This window comes from Pseudomonas sp. QE6, from assembly GCF_041379005.1.
In the GTDB taxonomy this organism is placed as follows: domain Bacteria; phylum Pseudomonadota; class Gammaproteobacteria; order Pseudomonadales; family Pseudomonadaceae; genus Pseudomonas.
In genome coordinates, this window is sequence record NZ_CP166873.1 from 893784 (window position 1) to 911724 (window position 17941).

The window sequence follows — 17941 nt, forward strand, 5'->3', positions numbered from 1 at the left end:
CGCGAACAGTGTTTGCCGGACGCACCGAAGCCGGGCGGGTTCGCGAGCAAGCTCGCTCCTACGAAGAGCAGTTCAGCTCGGTCAGACGCGGATCACGCCTTCCTCGCGCAGCAGCTTGAAGATGGCCTCGGCGCCCGCCTCGGGCGACAGGTCCTTGAGTACCTGGCCGGTGCCGCCGGAAGCCTTGGCGGTGGCGGCCTTCATCCGTTCGGCGCCGGTCTTGGCCTTGATCACCTTCAGACGCTTGGGACGCGGGCGCGCGGGTTGCAGGTTGCCCTCGGCCAGCAGCGGATCGTCCACCACTTCCACCTCGGACGCTTCCAGGTAGCCGCGCCGGGCCGGGCCGAAGGCGCTTTGCCGGGCGACCGGAGCGGCGTTGTCGACGCTGGCAACGAAGGGCAGGCGCACCTTCAGCCGGCGGCGTTGGCCGCGCGGCAGGGCCTGCAGTACCTGGGCACTGCCGTTCTCCACCTTTTCCACTTCCGCCAGCCCCACCACCAGCGGCCAGCCGAGGCGCTCGGCGAGCAGGAAGGGCAGCATGCCGGAGCCTTCCCCGGTTTCCGCCTGGGTGCCGGTGAGCACCAGCTGGGCGTCGCTGTCCGCCAGGTATGCCGCCAGCGGCGGCAGGGCGTCGGCGCCGGCGGGTTGTTCCAGCACCGCCAGCTCGTCCAGGCCCATGCCCAGGTAGCCGCGCAGCGCTTCTTCCGCGGCGTTGCCGGCGTGCACCACACGCAGGCGCTTGCCGGCCAGGCGCAGGCCCAGCTCCACCGCGCGGGCATCCTGCTCGGCGCGACGCGCGCGGCCGGACGCCGGGTGGGCGCCGATGGAGACCAGGGTGACGATGTTCAGGTCGTTCATAACGCAACCTCGAAAAGCGAGTGGCGCAGCGCGTCACTCACGGGAAGATGGTCCAGGGCGAGAGCGCCCTCACCCCGGCCCTCTCCCAGGGGAAGAGGGTGAAGCCCGGCCGAGCGCTCGGTGCGGCGACCAAGCCGATGCAATCCTGCACACCAGAAGCCTTTAAGCGGCATCACGCGCCGCTCCATTGCGATGGGCCTCTGCCAGCTCGATCAGCGCCTTGAGGATCGCGGTGGAATCGCCGATCACCGACAGGTCGGCACGTTTGATCATGTCGCAGCCCGGGTCCATGTTGATCGCCACCACCTTGTCGCAGGAGCCGATGCCCTGCAGGTGCTGGATCGCCCCGGAGATGCCCACCGCGAGATAGACCCGCGCGGTGACCCAGGTACCGGTGGCGCCGACCTGACGGGCACGCGGCATGTGGCCGTCGTCCACCGCCACGCGGGAAGCGCCTTCGGTGGCGCCGAGGGCCACGGCGGCGCGGTGGAACAGGTCCCAGTCCTTGATGCCGTTGCCGCCGGAGAGGATGAACTCCGCCTCGGCCATGGGAATCTGCGCCGGGTCCACGGCCACCGGGCCGAGGTCCTCGATGCGCGGGAGGTTGCGGGCGACGTTGCTGTCCAGTTCGACGGGGCGCACTTCATGTCGCGTCTCGCTGACCGGCTCGGCGCATTCGGCGGCCGCCAGGATCAGGCGCGGCAGGTCGCGGTGCAGGTCCTGCTGGCCGGCGCCGGCGCGGCCGACGCAGCGCTCGCCCTCGGCCTGCCAGACGCGGGTGGCCGGGCGCTCGCCCAGGCTCGCCGCCAGGCGCCGACCCAGCTCGCCACCACCGCTGCGGCTGTCGGGCAGCAGCCAGTGGCGCGGGGCGAACTGGCTGTTCGCCGAGCGCAGCGCCAGCACCCGTTGCTCCGGGGCGTAGCCGTCGTATTCGCTGCCTTCGATCTGCAGCAGGCGGTCGACGCCGACGGCGTCGAAGGCGGTTTCCTTGTGCTCGCCGAAGACCACGGCCAGCACCGCGCCGTCGCTGCCGGCGAGCTTGCGGGCCAGGCCCAGCAGGTCGCGGTCGTGGCTGGAGAGGCGGCCGCCGACCATGTCCGGCACCACGGCGATCAGGAAGGCCGGCTGCTCGATCGTCACCAGCGGCAGTTGCACCACTTCCGGCGCGCTGCTGCGCTTGCCGCCGGTGCCCTGCTGGCCACCGGAGCGGTCGATGCGCTTGATGCCGTTGGGCCCGATGAAACCGACCGCGTGGGGGTTCTTGCGGATCACGCCATTGGGGCCCATCCAGCGGCTTTCGCCACCCTGGGCGGACTGCATGGCCGCGTGCAGCGGATGCAGGCGGTTACGGGCGATCCACTCGGCGCGGGGATCGCGGCGGATGATGTCGCTCATGCGAGGACCTCCAGCGCGAAAGTGCTTTTCGTAGGAGCGAGCTCGCTCGCGAACGGATCAGCACCGAAGTTGGGGCGGTTCGCGAGCAAGCTCGCTCCTACAGGTTCGTGCAGCGTACGAGTGTGGAGAGTCATCAATGCACCTCCGCCATTTCGTCACGCTTGGCCAGCGACGGCTTTTTTGCCGCCACCTCGGTGGCCTCGATGAGGACCTCGGCGACCAGTTCGGCGATGTCCTTGATCTCCGGACGCGGGGCGACCACGCCTTCGAGCATCGCGGTGCACTGCGGGCAGCCCACGGCCACTAGCTCCGCGCCGGTTTCCTTGATGTCGACCATGCGCATGTCGGGAATCCGCTGCTTGCCGGGGATATCGGTGATCGGCGCACCGCCGCCACCGCCGCAGCAGCGCGAGCGGAAGCCGGAGCGTTCCATTTCCTTGACCTGGATGCCGATGGCCTTGAGCACAGCGCGTGGGCTGTCGTACTCGCCGTTGTAGCGGCCGAGGTAGCACGGGTCGTGGTAGGTCACGCTGTCGGCCTTGCTCTGGCCGAGGTTCAGCGAGCCCTTCTGCACCAGCTCGTCGATGAAGGTGGTGTGGTGCAGGACCTGGTAGTTGCCGCCGAGGGCGCCGTATTCGTTCTTCAGCACATGGAAGCTGTGCGGGTCGCAGCTGACGATGCGCTTGAAGCGGTACTTGGCCAGGGTGGCGATGTTGCGCTTGGCCAGGGTCTGGAAGGTGGCTTCATCGCCCAGGCGACGGGCCACGTCGCCGCTGTCGCGCTCTTCCAGGCCGAGCACGGCGAAGTCGACGTTGGCGGCCTTGAGGATCTTCACGAAGGCGCGCAGGGTGCGCTGATTGCGCATGTCGAAGGCGCCGTCGCCGACCCAGAACAGCACGTCGGCCTGCTGCTTGTCGCTCATCAGCGGCAGGTTCAGGTCCGCCGCCCAGTTCAGTCGGCCGCCAGGGTTGAAGCCGCCGGGGTTGTCGGTGGCGATGAGGTTTTCCAGCACCTCGGCGCCCTTGTTCGGGGTCGCGCCCTTTTCCAGGGTGAGGTGGCGGCGCATGTCGACGATGGCGTCGACGTGCTCGATCATCATCGGGCACTCCTCGACGCAGGCGCGGCAGGTGGTGCAGGACCAGAGGGTCTCGGCGTCCACCAGGGCCTTGCCGTCCAGCGCGACGATGGGCTGGTGCGGGCCGCCGCTGTGTTCGCCCAGCGGTTTGCCCGGATACGGGCTGCCAGCGAACTTGGCGTCATTGCCACCGGCGAGGCCAATGACCATGTCCTGGATGAGCTTCTTCGGGTTGAGTGGCTGGCCGGCGGCGAAGGCCGGGCACATGGCCTCGCACTTGCCGCACTGCACGCAGGCGTCGAAGCCCAGCAGCTGGTTCCAGGTGAAGTCGGTGGGCTTTTCCACGCCCAGCGGCGCCATGGGGTCGGCCAGGTCCAGCGGCTTGAGGCCAGTGGAGCGGCCGCCGCCGAAGCGCTCGGAACGGCGGTGCCAGGCCAGGTGCAGGGCACCGGCGAAGGCGTGCTTCATCGGGCCGCCCCAGGTCATGCCGAAGAACAGCTCGGACACGCCCCAGGCCACGCCGATGGCGAGGATGGCAGCCAGGAACCAGCCGCCGAAGCCTTCCGGCAGGATGCCGGCCACCGGCAGGGTGGCGATGAAGAAGCTCGCCGAGAACATCAGCAGGCTTTTCGGCAGGCGCATCCAGGGGCCTTTCGACAGGCGCGACGGCGGGTCGAGGCGGCGCTTGGCGACGAACAGCGCGCCGGTGAACATCAGCGCGGTGGCCGCCAGCAGGGCGAAGCCGAGGATGCGGCTGTGCAGGCCGAAACCGTGCACGAGGATGGCCAGCAGCGCGGCGAGCACGAAGCCGCCGGCGGTGGCCACGTGGGTCTTGGACATGTACTTGTCGCGCTCGACCACGTGGTGCAGGTCCACCAGGTAGCGGCGCGGCATCTTCAGCAGGCCGCCGATCCAGTCGACCTGGGCGGGTCGGCCACGGCGCCACATCGCGAAGCGCTTCACGGCGCCCAGCACGGCGAGGCCGAGGGCGGCGAAGAGCAGGATGGGGAGGATGATGTTGAGCATTTCTGGTCTCCCTACGGGACCTCAAGGGGCGCTGGAACAGCTCCCTCTCCCTCTTGCGGGAGAGGGCGGGGGGAGAGGGTGTTTCCGGCAGGCTCGATCACTCGGGCCACCTCCCTCTCCCCAACCCTCTCCCTGAAGGGAGAGGGGGCTGTCCATGCCTACCGGACATCACAAGGCGTGTCTTAGAAGTCCTTGCACAGACGCAGTGCGTCATAGATCGCGGCGTGGGTGTTGCGCTGGGCCACACAGTCGCCGATGCGGAACAGCAGGTAGCCTTCGCCCGGTTCGGACAGGCACGGCTGCGGCTTGATCGCGAACAGCGCCTCGACGTCGATCTGGCCCTTGTTGCGCGAGCCCTGCTTGAGCGCGTAGTACAGGCTCTCGTCCGGACGCACGCCGTTCTCCACGACGATCTGGTCGACCACCCGCTCCTCTTTCGCGCCGGTGTATTCGTTCTCCAGCACCGCCACCAGCTTGTCGCCCTCGCGGTAGACCTTCTCCAGCATCAGGTCCCCGGTCATGATCACTTCCTTGGGGTACATGCTGCGGTAGTAGGTCGGGAAGGTGGTGCCACCGATGGCCACGCCCGGCTTGATGTCGTCGGTGACGATTTCGACCTGGGCACCCTTGTCGGCCAGGAAGTCGGCCACCGACATGCCGCTGAATTCGCAGATGGTGTCGTAGACCAGCACGTTCTTGCCCGGCGCGACCTTGCCGTCGAGGATGTCCCAGCTGCTGACCACCAGCCCTTCGGCGGCGCCCCAGTGTTCGTTCTGTTCCAGGAACGGATGGCCGCCGTTGGCCAGCACTACCACGTCGGGACGCAGGTCCAGGATGGTGTCGGCGTCCGCGCCGGTACCCAGGCGCAGGTCGACGTTCAGCCGCGCCAGCTCCAGCTGGTACCAGCGGGTGATGCCGGCGATCTGGTCGCGCTGCGGGGCCTTGGAGGCGGTGGTGATCTGCCCGCCCAGCTGGTCCTTCTTCTCGAACAGGGTGACGTCGTGGCCACGCTCGGCGGCGACGCGCGCCGCTTCCATGCCGGCCGGGCCACCACCGACGACCACCACCTTGCGCTTCACGCCGGTGGTCTTCTCGATGATGTGCGGCACGCCCATGTATTCACGGGAGGTGGCGGCGTTCTGGATGCACAGCACATCCAGGCCCTGGTACTGACGGTCGATGCAGTAGTTGGCGCCGACGCACTGCTTGATCTGGTCGACCTGGCCCATCTTGATCTTGGCGATCAGGTGCGGGTCGGCGATGTGCGCGCGGGTCATGCCGACCATGTCCACGTAGCCGCCTTCGAGGATGCGGGTGGCCTGGTTCGGGTCCTTGATGTTCTGCGCGTGCAGCACCGGCACGTTGACCACTTCCTTGATGCCGGCGGCCAGGTGCAGGAAGGGCTCCGGCGGGTAGGTCATGTTCGGGATGACGTTGGCCAGGGTGTTGTGGGTGTCGCAACCCGAGCCGACCACGCCGATGAAGTCGATCATGCCGGTGTCGCTGTAGTACTTGGCGATCTGCTTCATGTCGTCGTGGGTGAGGCCGTCCGGGTGGAACTCGTCACCGCAGATGCGCATGCCGACGCAGAAGTCGTCGCCGACTTCCTTGCGCACGGCCTTGAGCACTTCCAGGCCGAACTTCATGCGGCCTTCGAAGGTGCCGCCCCACTCGTCGGTACGCTTGTTGACGCGCGGGCTCCAGAACTGGTCGATCATGTGCTGGTGCACGGCGGACAGCTCGACGCCGTCCAGGCCGCCTTCCTTCGCCCGGCGCGCCGCCTGCGCGTAGTTGCCGATCACGCGCCAGATCTCTTCCGGCTCGATGGTCTTGCAGGTGGCGCGGTGCACGGGTTCGCGGATGCCCGACGGCGACATCAGGGTCGGCCAGTTGAAGCCGTCCCAGCGCGAGCGGCGGCCCATGTGGGTAATCTGGATCATGATCTTGGCCCCATGCTTGTGCATGGCGTCGGCCAGATTCTGGAAGTGCGGGATGATGCGGTCGGTGGAGAGGTTCACCGAGCTCCACCATTCCTGCGGGCTGTCGATGGCGACCACGGAGGAACCGCCGCAGATGGCCAGGCCGATGCCGCCCTTGGCCTTCTCCTCGTAGTACTTCACGTAGCGCTCGGTGGTCATGCCGCCGTCGGTGGCATACACCTCGGCGTGAGCGGTGGAGAGCACGCGGTTGCGGATGGTCAGTTTGCCGATCTGGATCGGCTGGAACATTGCCTCGAAAGCCATTGCGGCATCCTCACGGAATCAGAGGTTTCTTGTTGTGGTGGCGGCCCGCTGGGGCCGCTTCTGCCGGTTCTTGTCAGCGGTCGGGATCAGAGCGGCTTGACGACGAACAGGCCGTCGTCATGGCCTTCCTCGGCGCCGCTGTAGACCTGCTCGGCGACGGTGCGGATGCTGCTGCCGCGCGCCTGGAGGATCTGGTCCATGGCGCCGGCGAACCAGCCGGTGAACATGTAGTCGACCTTGCGGTTGACCTTGCCGTAGACGTACACGAAGGCGGAGTGCTTCAGGCGGACCTCGGCGGTGCCCTTGTCCAGGTCGATGCTCTCGATCTGGAACAGGCCCCAGCCGCGCTGGGACAGGCGCTTCATGTAGTGCTCGAAGACGGCGACGCCTTCCAGGCCATGGCACTCGGCTTCCTTCTCGCACCAGTGCCAGGCGGACTTGTAGCCAGCCTTGTAGAGGATCTCGGCGTAGCGCTCGGCGCCCAGCTCTTCCTCGATACCCATGTGGTTGTTGACGAAGAAATGCCGCGGCACGTAGAGCATCGGCAGGGCGTCGGTGGTCCAGACGCCGGTTTCGCTGTCGACTTCGATGGGCAGTTCGGGGGCGTGTTTGGCCATGGTGGTAGAGCTCCGATTCTTTTGGCTCCCTCTCCCTAGGGGAGAGGGTTGGGGTGAGAGGTATTACGGGTGAGTGCGGCAGCCCTCACCCCGACCCTCTCCCGGAGGGAGAGGGGGAACAGCGGCTTATTCGCCCCAGACGTCCTTCAGGACGCGCACCCAGTTCTCGCCCATGACCTTGCGCACCACGCGCTCGGGCATGCCGCGCTTGAGCAGGGTCTCGGTGAGGTTGGGGAACTCGCCCACGGTGCGGATGCCCAGCGGGTTGACGATCTTGCCGAAGCTGGTCAGGCGGCGGGCGTAACCCTTGTCGTGGGTCAGCCACTCGAAGAAGTCCTGGCCATGGCCCTGGGTGAAGTCGGTGCCAATGCCGATGGCGTCTTCACCGACGATGTTCATCACGTACTCGATGGCCTCGGCGTAGTCGTCGATGGTCGAGTCGATGCCCTTGGCGAGGAAGGGCGCGAACATGGTCACGCCGACGAAGCCGCCGTGGTCGGCGATGAACTTCAGCTCCTCGTCGGACTTGTTGCGCGGGTGCTCTTTCAGGCCCGACGGCAGGCAGTGGGAGTAGCAGACCGGCTTCTTCGATTCGAGGATGACTTCCTCGGAAGTCTTGGAACCGACGTGGGACAGGTCGCACATGATGCCGACGCGGTTCATTTCCGCGACGATCTCGCGGCCGAAGCCGGAGAGGCCGCCGTCGCGCTCGTAGCAGCCGGTGCCGACCAGGTTCTGGGTGTTGTAGCACATCTGCACGATGCCCACGCCCAACTGCTTGAACACCTCGACGTAGCCGATCTGGTCCTCGAACGCATGGGCGTTCTGGAAGCCGAAGAGGATGCCGGTCTTGCCCTGCTCCTTGGCCTTGCGGATGTCGGCGGTGCTGCGCACCGGGATCACCAGGTCACTGTTCTCGCGGATCAGCTTGTTGCTCGCGGCGATGTTGTTCACCGTGGCCTGGAAGCCTTCCCACACCGAGACGGTGCAGTTGGCGGCGGTCAGGCCGCCCTTGCGCATGTCCTCGAACAGCTCGCGGTTCCACTTGGCGATGATCAGGCCATCGATGACGATGCTGTCGGCGTGAATTTCGGCTGGGCTCATCTTGGTGTCTCTCTAGTCAGGCAAGGCTTGTCGGGCTTGGTACGCCGGGACTTGTGCCGACGCTTTGAGGCAGGATATCCCTGGCACCGGAGGGGACCCGCTTCGAAAACGACCAGGGTCGTACCGAAAGCGTCAACCTCACGACATGGGCGACAGCGTTTGCGTCGCAGCAGGAAAAGCCGGGGGTGAAAGTGTTGTTGCGGGAATGTCGAAAGGCGCGCCGAATCCTGTAGGAGCGAGCTTGCTCGCGAACACGCTTCGGTACGGGCTAAGACGGGGAAATCGAGGGCACCCTCGTCCTGAAAGGAAGGGATAGGGCGAACGGCGGCGCCAAGCCCTGAGCGGCAGATGGTTCGCGAGCAAGCTCGCTCCTACGAAGAGCGAACGGCGTGTTACGCGATGAATCTCAGCGCTTGCGCCAGCAGGCAAAGATATTCCACGCCACCAGGCCGGTGACGAAGGCGGAGCTGCTATAGAAGAGCATGGCGTCCACGTGGAATCCTCCGAAAACGACGGCGCCCCGCAAGGGGGGCGCCGGTTGGTGCGGTTACTCGCCAGCGACCAGGCGAGCGTGAGCGGACTCCTCGCCCAGGTTGTTGAGCATGCGCTCGCTGTACCAGTCGAGGAAGTTGATCACGCCGAACTCGTAGGTCTTGGAGTACGGCCCCGGCTGGTAGGCGGTGGAGTTGATGCCGCGCTGGTTCTCTTCGGCCAGGCGGCGGTCCTGGTCGTTGGTGGCGTCCCATACTTCGCGCAGGCGCGCCACGTCGTAGTCCTCGCCTTCCACCGCGTCCTTGTGCACCAGCCACTTGGTGGTGACCACGGATTCCTGCGCGCTGATCGGCCACACGGTGAAGACGATCATGTGGTCGCCCATGCAGTGGTTCCACGCATGCGGCAGGTGCAGGATGCGCATGGAGCCCAGGTCCGGGTTCTTGATGCGGCCCATCAGTTTCTTGCTGCCCGGCTTGCCGTCCATGGTCATGGACACGGTGCCGTCGAGCAGCGGCATGCGCACGATGCGGTTGCGCAGGCCGAAGCTGGCATGGGCGTAAGGGATCTTCTCCTCGTCCCAGGCCTTGGTGCAGGCGGCGACCTGATCCTTGAACGCCTGGCTGGCTCGCGGGTCGGTCACGTCGTCCCACTCCAGCAGGGTTTTCAGCAGCTCCGGGTGCGAACCGTTGCAGTGGTAGCACTCGCGGTTGTTCTCGATCACCAGCTTCCAGTTGGCCTTCTCGCGAAGGGTGGTCTGCACGGCGACCTTGGCGTTCTCCATGTCGTACGGCTCCATGTAGTGCTCGAGCGTACGCAGGAAGTCGTCGATGGCCGGCGGGTTCTCGGCCAGGGAGATGAAGATGTAGCCGCCGGCGGTCTTCACGTTCACCGGTTTCAGGCTGTAGTCCTTCATGTCGAAGTCGGCGCCCATCTCGGTGCCGGCGAACAGCAGGCGGCCGTCCAGCTCGTAGGTCCACTGGTGGTAGGGGCAGACCAGCTTGGCGACCTTGCCCTTGTCGCTGACGCACAGGCGCGAGCCACGGTGGCGGCAGACGTTGTGGAAGGCATGGATCTTACCTTCGGCGCCGCGCAGCACGATGATCGGGTTGTCGCCGATCTGCAGGGTCAGGAAGTTGCCCTTGGCCGGGATCTCGCAGGTCATGCCGGCGATCAGCCATTCCTTGTGGAAGATCTCCTGCATGTCGATCTGGAACAGGCGCTCATCGTTATAGAAGGGCTGCGGCAGCGAGAAGCTGTGGTCGCGGGTCTGCAGCATCTCGACGGTGGCCTTGCGGGCCGGTTCCAGCGGATCGCCCAGACTCAGCTTGGTGGTGACGTCCATCGGTAGGTCCTCATGCCGCAGCCCTGGGCTGCCGGCGGAAATTAAGTGGCTGATACGGTGTGCCACGCAGGGCGGTGGCGACAGGTGTCAGGCGCGCCGAGAGCGCCGTTGCCCGTCGTCCTCGTACAACCGTGAAGGGTTGCTCGGCTGAGGCTGAGTGTGGGGCCGCGCCCCGCCAGGACCCTTATCCATGGGCGACACGACCGCATCCGTTTCCGACGCGCAGGCCCGCACGCCAGGCGGCAGGTCGCGATAAGCATGCAAATGTCGCTGGCAGGTAAATGGGCGCGACGGCCCATGTACACAATCGGCCCCATCAGGCATGCCGAAAGGCCCGTGCTTCAGCCGTCGCCCACCGGCGACGCGCACCGGCCCCGGCGCTGCCCCTACAAGGCCGACGACGGCCCGCGTGCGCGGAGAGACAGCATGTCGACGAACAACTTCCTCAATCCGGTGAACACCCAGACCTGGGCCAACGGCCGCCACCTGGTGCGCTGCGTCAAGGCCATCCAGGAAACCTGGGATGTGCGCACCTTCTGCTTCGCGGCCGACCAGCCGCTGATGTTCTTCTTCAAGCCCGGGCAGTTCGTCACCCTGGAGCTGGAGATCGACGGTGTGCCGATCATGCGCTCCTACACCATCTCCAGCTCGCCCTCGGTGCCCTACAGCTTCTCCATCACCATCAAGCGCGTGCCGGGCGGCAAGGTCTCCAACTGGCTGCACGACAACCTCAAGGAAGGCGACGTGCTGCCGGTGCACGGCCCGGTGGGCAACTTCAACGCCATCGACTTCCAGGCCGACAAGGTGCTCTACCTGTCCGGCGGCGTCGGCATCACCCCGGTGATGTCCATGGCGCGCTGGTTCTTCGACACCAACGGCAACGTCGACATGATCTTCGTGCACAGCGCGCGCACGCCGAAGGACATCATCTACCACCGCGAGCTCGACCACATGGCTTCGCGGATCAACAACTTCAAGCTGCACCTGATCTGCGAGAAGTACGAGATCGGCGAGACCTGGGCCGGCTACCGCGGCTACCTGAACAAGGCGATGCTGCACCTGATCGCCCCGGACTTCCTCGAACGCGAGATCTTCTGCTGCGGCCCCACGCCCTACATGCACGCGGTCAAGCGCCTGCTCGAAGCCGAGGGCTTCGACATGTCGCGCTACCACGAGGAAGCCTTCGGCCCGACCCCGCCGGAAGTCCGCGAGGAAGTGAAGGAACTCGCCGCCGAAGCCGCCGACGCACCGGAAATCCCGGCCGCCGACCTGCACCAGGTGGACTTCTGCGAAACCGGCAAGAGCATCCGCGTGGCGCCGGGCGAGACCGTCCACGCCGCCGCCGCCAAGCTCGGCCTGCACATTCCCAAGGCCTGCGGCATGGGCATCTGCGGCACCTGCAAGGTGATGAAGCGCTCCGGCGAAGTCGACATGGAGCACAACGGTGGCATCACCGACGAAGACGTGGCCGAAGGCTACATCCTGTCCTGCTGCAGCGTGCCCAAGGGCGACGTGGTGATCGAGTACTGATGCCGCGTCGGGAACACCAGACGCTCCCAGTAATCCCGCCGCGGCAGCTCCTCCGCCGGCAACCAGCGCCCGCCGCAAGCCTGCAACGGCTCGGCGGGCGCCTTCAGCAAGGCATCCAGCGCAAGCGCGTAGCGCCCCGTGCCGTTCGCTCCGACCGGACCTTCACCACCGCTGCGGAATTGCAGGTCGGCATCGAAGGCCTCGAAGCGCGGCCATTCCCCCAGGTCATCGCGATAGCGGCGCAAGGTGCGCTCCCGCACATCGAGCAGCAGCAGGCGCCATTGATCCGCCTCCAGGCCGCTCTCCTCATGACGCCCGACATGCCGGGTCAACGCCAGGTAGCGCCCATCGGCCGACCAGATCATCGGCGCCGCCAGGTTGGACACCCCGATACCCGACGCGGTCAGCAGGTAGCCATTGCGGCTGAAGCCGGCTTTCACGTCCTCGTCCCGGTGCACGCTGTCGTAGTCGAAGCCCAGGCCCCAGGCGGCATCCTCCGCGACCGGCGCCGGCAGGACGAAGCCGCCGTCGCTCCAGACGCGTGGCGGCGCATCGAGCCAGCGCACCTTGGGTAGCCGCCGCCAGGTCTGGCCATCGAACCCCACCCGCTCCTGCTCGTAGTAGAGCTGCCAGTCGTCCCGCCAGCGACCGAAGTCATGCCATGCCTGGGCCGTGGGCAAGGCTTCGTCGAAGCGTCGCTGCAGGCCCGGATCGCCCTCTCCCGGCCCGCTCGGCGGCTGGTAGCGGTTGCGCCCGAGCAGGCGCAGCAGATGCACCTGGCCGTCGGCGAAACCTTGCAGGTGCAGATCGGCCAACGGCTCGTCGAGCCACGCCAGGCGTCGCTCCCGGCAGTCGAGGATGGCCAGCCTATGGGGCAGTGTCGGCGCCTCGGCGTAGGCCACCAGGGCCAGGTAGCGGCCGCAATCGGAAACCCGGTGGTCGATCAGCCATTCGCCTTCCAGACGCCAGTCGCCGAGCCGCAGCAGGTAGGCGCCCCGCTCCGCCTCGGCGTCGTCGCGCCGCCATTCCCAGGTCGCCCGCTGACCCTCGACCAGCGGCGCGCTTTGCAGCAGGCATCCGGGCCTCCCGGCCGGGCCTTCGAGGGGCAGCAGGATCTCCAGGCGTGGCATCTCGGACTCGACCCAGCGCGGCCGGTCATCCACCCCATGACCGTGCAGCAGGAACAGGGTCGAGTAGCTGTATGAACCCAGGTTGCCGTAGCGCTCGTACGACAGGCAGGGTTGGCTGAGCACCAGGCCCAGGCGTGCCCAGCCGTCTTCCAGCGTCAGCAGCTCGGGGGCACCGGCATGGGGTTCGCGAGACAGCGAACCCCAGGGTTCGCCCAACGGCTGCACGCCCACATCGCGCCGCCACAACCAATAGCGGAAGCGCCCAAGGGGTTCGTCTGCGGCCGGGAAGACCAGTGCCTGTCCGTCGTCACGCCAAGCCATCGGCGGCTGGCCCCCGGCCAGGTACAGGCCGCTGGCTTCACCCTCTATCCACAGCTCGGCCTGGCCGGCGCGCAACGGCGCGAAGGGATCGTCCAGCGCCAGCAGGCTGTCCGGCAGCCAGGGACGGTTTTCCAGGCGCGGGCCGCCAGCCGGCGCCGGGAGCGGCTGCGGCTGCTGGTCCGTAGCCCAGCGTTGCCACTCCGCCTGCGGCAGCCAGAGATCGCCAATGGCGACGAAGGGCTCGGCCTCCGCGGCAGCCTTGAGTGCATTCAGGTCCAGACGCCGGGCAGCGTTCGAGGTCAGGGGGCTGCGGCGGCCGATCACCTCGGTTTCGGTAACGCTGTCCAGCTCCCAGAAATCGCTCACCGCACAGCGGTAGAGCAGGCGCTCGTGGCGGTCGAAGATCAGCAACCCCCAGGCGCCCCGGCTCGGCATCGGCGAGACGAAATGGCGGCCATCGCTGGAAAATCGCGCCGAGGGATTGCCGTCGGGAATGAAACAGCCGTCGGGCATCAGGTAATCGCAGAGAACCGGGCCGCCCATGGCGATCTCGCCCCCGTCGATCACCCGGATCGGCTCACCCTCCGGCGTGCGCTGCGGCGCCTCGCCGCCCCAGGCACTGACGCCGCGCGGCAGCGGTGCGTCCAGCGACTCGGGCTTCTGGCGCTCCAGGCGCAGCCCGCGCTCGAAGCGGATCTGCACCAGCATGCAGGCGACGATCAGCGCCACGCCGCCCCCGAGCCCCAGCCAGAACCCCGGCAATGCCCGGCTCAGCGCAAAACCGCCGCCCAGAACCCAGAAGAACAGCACCTGCTGCAGCCGGTACGGCACCTTGCCGCGCCAGCGGTCCATCGCCCATTCCGCACCCAGCAGCGCGAACCAGCCCAAAGCCACCAACGGCAGTGGCAGCAAAGCACCGAGGGCGACCAGGACACCGATCCAGGCGATCTCCAGCGCTGCCGTCAGCAGCAGTTGCCCGAGGGACTTTTCCGTCGTCCGCTCATCCATGATCGTTTCCACTCCATTGGCAAACCCCAAGGGTAATCAAGCCCCTGGCCAGCCACCAGCGCTCTCGCCCTGCGCAATCTCACCGACGAAGCGGCCCAGCGCTGCCAGCGGAGACCCGCGGGCGACGAAAGATCGAAATCTGATCACAGCCTGCCCCCACCCGCCGCACACGTTACCCACTGAGTTATCCACAGGACTTCGGGGGCCTGCCGTCAGATCGGAGACACCGCTGGCCGAGCCGAATGGCCGTCCCGATCCCGTCTGCAACCCGCATGCCACTTGGCTTTGGCAAACCCTGAGGGTTCGCCCGCCACACGCGCGCAAGCACGCACCGGAGCGCGCTTCGTGCTCCGGCCGCGACGACTATCCACATTCGTTCAGTCTTCTTCCGGCGCTGCCTTGTAGCTGCTGGACAGGCGCTGCTGCACGTCCTGCGGCACAGCGCTGTAGTGGCTGGGAGAAAGGTCATAGAGCCCCTGTCCGGCGGTGATCGACTTGAGCCGGTTGGCGTAGCCCTCCAGCTCAGCCAGCGGCACCTGGCCACGGATCAGCGCGACATGGGGCGATAGCGACTCGGTACCCATCACCTGGCCGCGCCGCCCCGTCAGGTCAGCGGTGATGTCGCCCAGGCGCGCATCGGGCGCGGTCACCTCGATGCTCACCACCGGCTCCAGGACGATTCCGCCGGCGTTGCGCAGCGCATCGAGCATCGCCTTGCGCCCGGCGGCCTGGAAGGCGATGTCCTTGGAGTCCACCGAGTGGCTCTTGCCGTCGTAGACGGTGACCCGGACGTCGGCCACCGGGAAGCCCGCCAGCGGCCCCGCCGCCAGCGCAGAACGCACGCCCTTCTCTACCGAGGGAATGAACTGGCCGGGAATCACCCCGCCCTTGACCGCATCGATGAACTCGAAGCCGCCGCCGCGCGGCAGCGGCTCCACCCGCAGGAACACCTCGCCGAACTGCCCGGCGCCGCCGGTCTGCTTCTTGTGCCGGCTGTGCCCCTCGGCCATGCGCGTGGCGGTTTCCCGGTAGGGCACGCTGGGCGCGCGGGTCTGCACCTCCAGCTTGTACTGGCCGGACATGCGTTCGAGCAGGTAGCGCAGGTGCAGCTCGCCCATGCCGCGCAGCACGGTTTCCTGGGTGGACGCGTTGTAGTCCAGGCGCACGCAGGGGTCCTCGGCCTGCAGGCGCTGGAGAATCTCCGCCAGGCGCTGTTCGTCGCCCCGGCGGCTGGCCTCGATCGCCAGGCCCTGCATGGGCGTGGGGAAATTCAGCGGCTTGAGACGGATATGGTCTTCGTCGTGGGAGTCGTGCAGCACCACGCCGTACTCCAGCTCGTCGACCTTGGTCAACGCGCCGAAGTCGCCGGGAATCAGGTGCGGCACCTCCTCATGCTTCTTGCCTTGCAGGCGCAGCAGGTGGCCGACCTTGAACGACTTGCGGCCATCGCCGGCGAACAACTGCATGTCCCGCTGCACCGTGCCCTGGTGCACGCGGAATACCGCCAGGCGGCCAACGAAGGGGTCGATCACCACCTTGAACACATGGGCCAGCACATGGCCCTTGGGGTCCGGCGCGGAATGGAAATCCTCCACCGCGCCGCTGTCGTCGGTACGTACGAACAGCGGCGGGTTGCCCTCGGCGGGGTTGGGCGCCAGCCGCGCCAGCACATTCAGCAGCTCCGCGATTCCCGCGCCGGTGCGCGCCGAGACGAAGCACAGGGGGATCAGATGGCCCTCGCGCAGCGCCCGCTCGAAGGGCTCATGCAGCGCCTCGGGCGCCACCTCGCCCTCCTCCAGGTAATGCGCCATCAGCGCTTCATCGACCTCCACCACCTGGTCCACCAGCGCCTGGTGCGCCTCGGCCACGGAGGAGAAGTCCGCCTCGCCGTCGGGCGCGAAGAAGCAGTCCACCACCCGCGTGCCGCCGTCGGCGGGCAGGTTCAGCGGCAGGACTTCCTTGCCGAAGGCTTCGCGCAGGTCCGCCAGCAAGCCCGGCAGGTCGACGCGCTCGGCATCGATCTTGTTCACCACCAGCATCCGGCACAGGCCCCGCTCGCCGGCCCAGTCCATCATCCGCCGGGTGGTCAGCTCGACGCCGTTCTGTGCGTTCACCACCACCAGGGCGGTCTCCACCGCCGCCAGCGCGGGCAGCGCATGGCCGATGAAATCGGGATAGCCGGGTGTATCGATCAGGCGGACGTGCGCGCCTTCGTGCTCGAAATGCACCAGGGCAGCGGCCAGCGAATGATGGTAATCGCGCTCCATGGGGTCGGAGTCGCAGGCGGTGTCGCCGCGCTCGAGCGAGCCCATGCTGGCGATCGCGCCACTACCCTGCAGCAGCGCTTCCGCGAGCAGCGTCTTGCCGCTGTCGCCGTGGCCGACCAGGGCGACCGTGCGGATCTGTTCCACCGAGTAACTGGACATGCTGATCTCCCGCCCCCAGGGTTCCTGCTTCGCAGTTCATGGATTATAGGCAGTCACCTCCGGCGCCCATGGACGAAAATTGATCAATCCGGCGTAGCCCAGCAGCCATCGACGCTACAGCGATCCATCCACAACCCGCCCACACCTTCCCGGCAGAACGCTGCACAGCCAATGTGGAAAACATCCCGCAAAAATCGCCGAAAGCCGGAATCCATCGGACCTCCGGCAATTGATCAAAAAACGACCTGACACAACGGAGCCGCGCCCGGCGAGGGCTTCAGCGATCTGGGTACAGGTTGTCCACACCTTCTGCGAGATTCGCCCCACAGGCATTGTGGAAAGTTTCGCGGAGAGCCCGCCGTTGGGGAAAAGCACCTGTGGATCAGTCACTTGCATCCATCGCTGATCATTATTCGAGCAAGGCTGTGCAAGCCTCGCCGGACGTGGTGCCGAGGATGTTTTCCACAGGCGGCTCACAGGAGGCTCAACACAAACCGGGGATAGCGGTGGAAACTTCGTGCACAGAATTTCCGAATAAATCGATACACAGGCCCGCAAGTGACTGAAAAGGCGTGACTGATCAAAAAACAACCTGATCCAGCGAAGCCCCGGTGCATCGGCCCTGCAGACGCCCGCCAACAGATTTTCCACAGGTTGGCCAAGCGTGCCTCCACAGCGCCTGTGGAGATTTTCACAGCCCATTGGCTCCCCTCTGAAAGCCACGAAGCATGAGCCTTTCAGCCAAATCATCAATGCCCCTGCCGCGTTCCTGAAGGCAAAGCGCACCGGTAACCTTCCACGAAGTTTTCCACAGCTTTATCACAAGGCTGCCCCCAGTTTTTCGGTGAAATGCCGAAACAATGCGCCAGGGGCCTTCGTGGGAGTGCAGGACTATGCTGGGTTTCCCCCAGCAGAGGAGTCATCCCCATGATCCTGACCACCACGCCCGGCATCGAGGGCAAGACCATCCAGGAATACCACGGCATCGTGGTCGGCGAGGCGATCCTCGGCGCCAACGTGTTCCGAGACCTGTTCGCCGGCCTGCGCGACATCATCGGCGGCCGCTCCGGCGCCTACGAGAAGGAGCTGGGCCGGGCGCGGGAGATCGCTTTCGAGGAGTTGCGGGAGCGCGCACAGGAGCTGGGCGCCAATGCGGTGGTGGGCATCGATCTGGATTACGAAGTGGTGGGGCAGAACGGCAGCATGCTGATGGTCAGCGTGAGTGGGACAGCGGTGCGGGTGTAGCAACAACGGTCTTTGGCAGGCCCGCAGGATGGCGTGTAGGAGCGAGCTTGCTCGCGAACATCCGTAGCTTCACTTCACACCGTAGGATCAGGCGGAATTCGGTTCGCGAGCAATCTCTAAAGAAAA

Annotated in this window: 11 protein-coding genes; 2 read left to right on the forward strand and 9 right to left on the reverse strand. The window is 66.6% G+C overall.

Features of this window, described 5'->3' with window-relative positions:
* Positions 1–81: 81 nt before the first annotated feature.
* From ACAW63_RS04035 to gbcA, 7 genes are all read right to left on the reverse strand, one after another.
* Positions 82–858, reverse strand: a complete 777-nt coding sequence (locus ACAW63_RS04035) for an electron transfer flavoprotein subunit beta (RefSeq protein WP_371231836.1) — start codon at positions 856–858, stop codon at positions 82–84.
* Between the two features lie 162 nt (positions 859–1020).
* A complete protein-coding gene (locus tag ACAW63_RS04040) occupies positions 1021–2253 on the reverse strand; it encodes an electron transfer flavoprotein subunit alpha/FixB family protein (protein WP_371231838.1) in 1233 nt (410 codons plus the stop codon).
* 133 nt (positions 2254–2386) lie between these two features.
* The gene (gene dgcB / locus ACAW63_RS04045; RefSeq protein WP_371231840.1) at positions 2387–4354 is read right to left on the reverse strand and encodes a dimethylglycine demethylation protein DgcB; all 1968 of its coding nucleotides are present in this window, start codon (positions 4352–4354) and stop codon (positions 2387–2389) included.
* Positions 4355–4536: 182 nt separating this feature from the next.
* Positions 4537–6597: a dimethylglycine demethylation protein DgcA gene (gene dgcA / locus ACAW63_RS04050; protein ID WP_275609315.1), complete on the reverse strand. Its 2061-nt coding sequence runs from the start codon at positions 6595–6597 to the stop codon at positions 4537–4539.
* Positions 6598–6683: 86 nt separating this feature from the next.
* Entirely contained in the window at positions 6684–7214 is a 531-nt protein-coding gene (locus ACAW63_RS04055; protein ID WP_371231842.1) for a DUF5943 domain-containing protein, read from the reverse strand.
* A gap of 126 nt (positions 7215–7340) precedes the next feature.
* Complete coding sequence (locus ACAW63_RS04060) at positions 7341–8318, reverse strand: dipeptidase (protein WP_371231844.1); 978 nt, start codon at positions 8316–8318, stop codon at positions 7341–7343.
* A 547-nt stretch (positions 8319–8865) separates the two neighbouring features.
* Positions 8866–10155, reverse strand: coding sequence for a glycine-betaine demethylase subunit GbcA (gene gbcA / locus ACAW63_RS04065; protein ID WP_207888184.1), 1290 nt, complete (start codon positions 10153–10155; stop codon positions 8866–8868).
* A 426-nt stretch (positions 10156–10581) separates the two neighbouring features.
* Between gbcA and gbcB the strand changes: the two genes are divergently transcribed.
* Positions 10582–11685 carry a glycine-betaine demethylase subunit GbcB gene (gbcB, locus tag ACAW63_RS04070; RefSeq protein WP_371231846.1) on the forward strand — a complete coding sequence of 368 codons (1104 nt, stop codon included), beginning with the start codon at positions 10582–10584 and terminating at the stop codon, positions 11683–11685.
* Here the strand turns inward: gbcB and ACAW63_RS04075 are convergent.
* Positions 11631–14144: a ferredoxin gene (locus tag ACAW63_RS04075; protein ID WP_371231848.1), complete on the reverse strand. Its 2514-nt coding sequence runs from the start codon at positions 14142–14144 to the stop codon at positions 11631–11633. The genes gbcB and ACAW63_RS04075 overlap by 55 nt on opposite strands.
* A gap of 377 nt (positions 14145–14521) precedes the next feature.
* Positions 14522–16570, reverse strand: a complete 2049-nt coding sequence (gene fusA, locus ACAW63_RS04080) for an elongation factor G (RefSeq protein WP_371231850.1) — start codon at positions 16568–16570, stop codon at positions 14522–14524.
* A gap of 927 nt (positions 16571–17497) precedes the next feature.
* On the opposite strand from fusA, the gene ACAW63_RS04085 reads away from it, so the two are divergent.
* Positions 17498–17815: a heavy metal-binding domain-containing protein gene (locus tag ACAW63_RS04085; protein ID WP_275609320.1), complete on the forward strand. Its 318-nt coding sequence runs from the start codon at positions 17498–17500 to the stop codon at positions 17813–17815.
* Positions 17816–17941 lie beyond the last annotated feature (126 nt).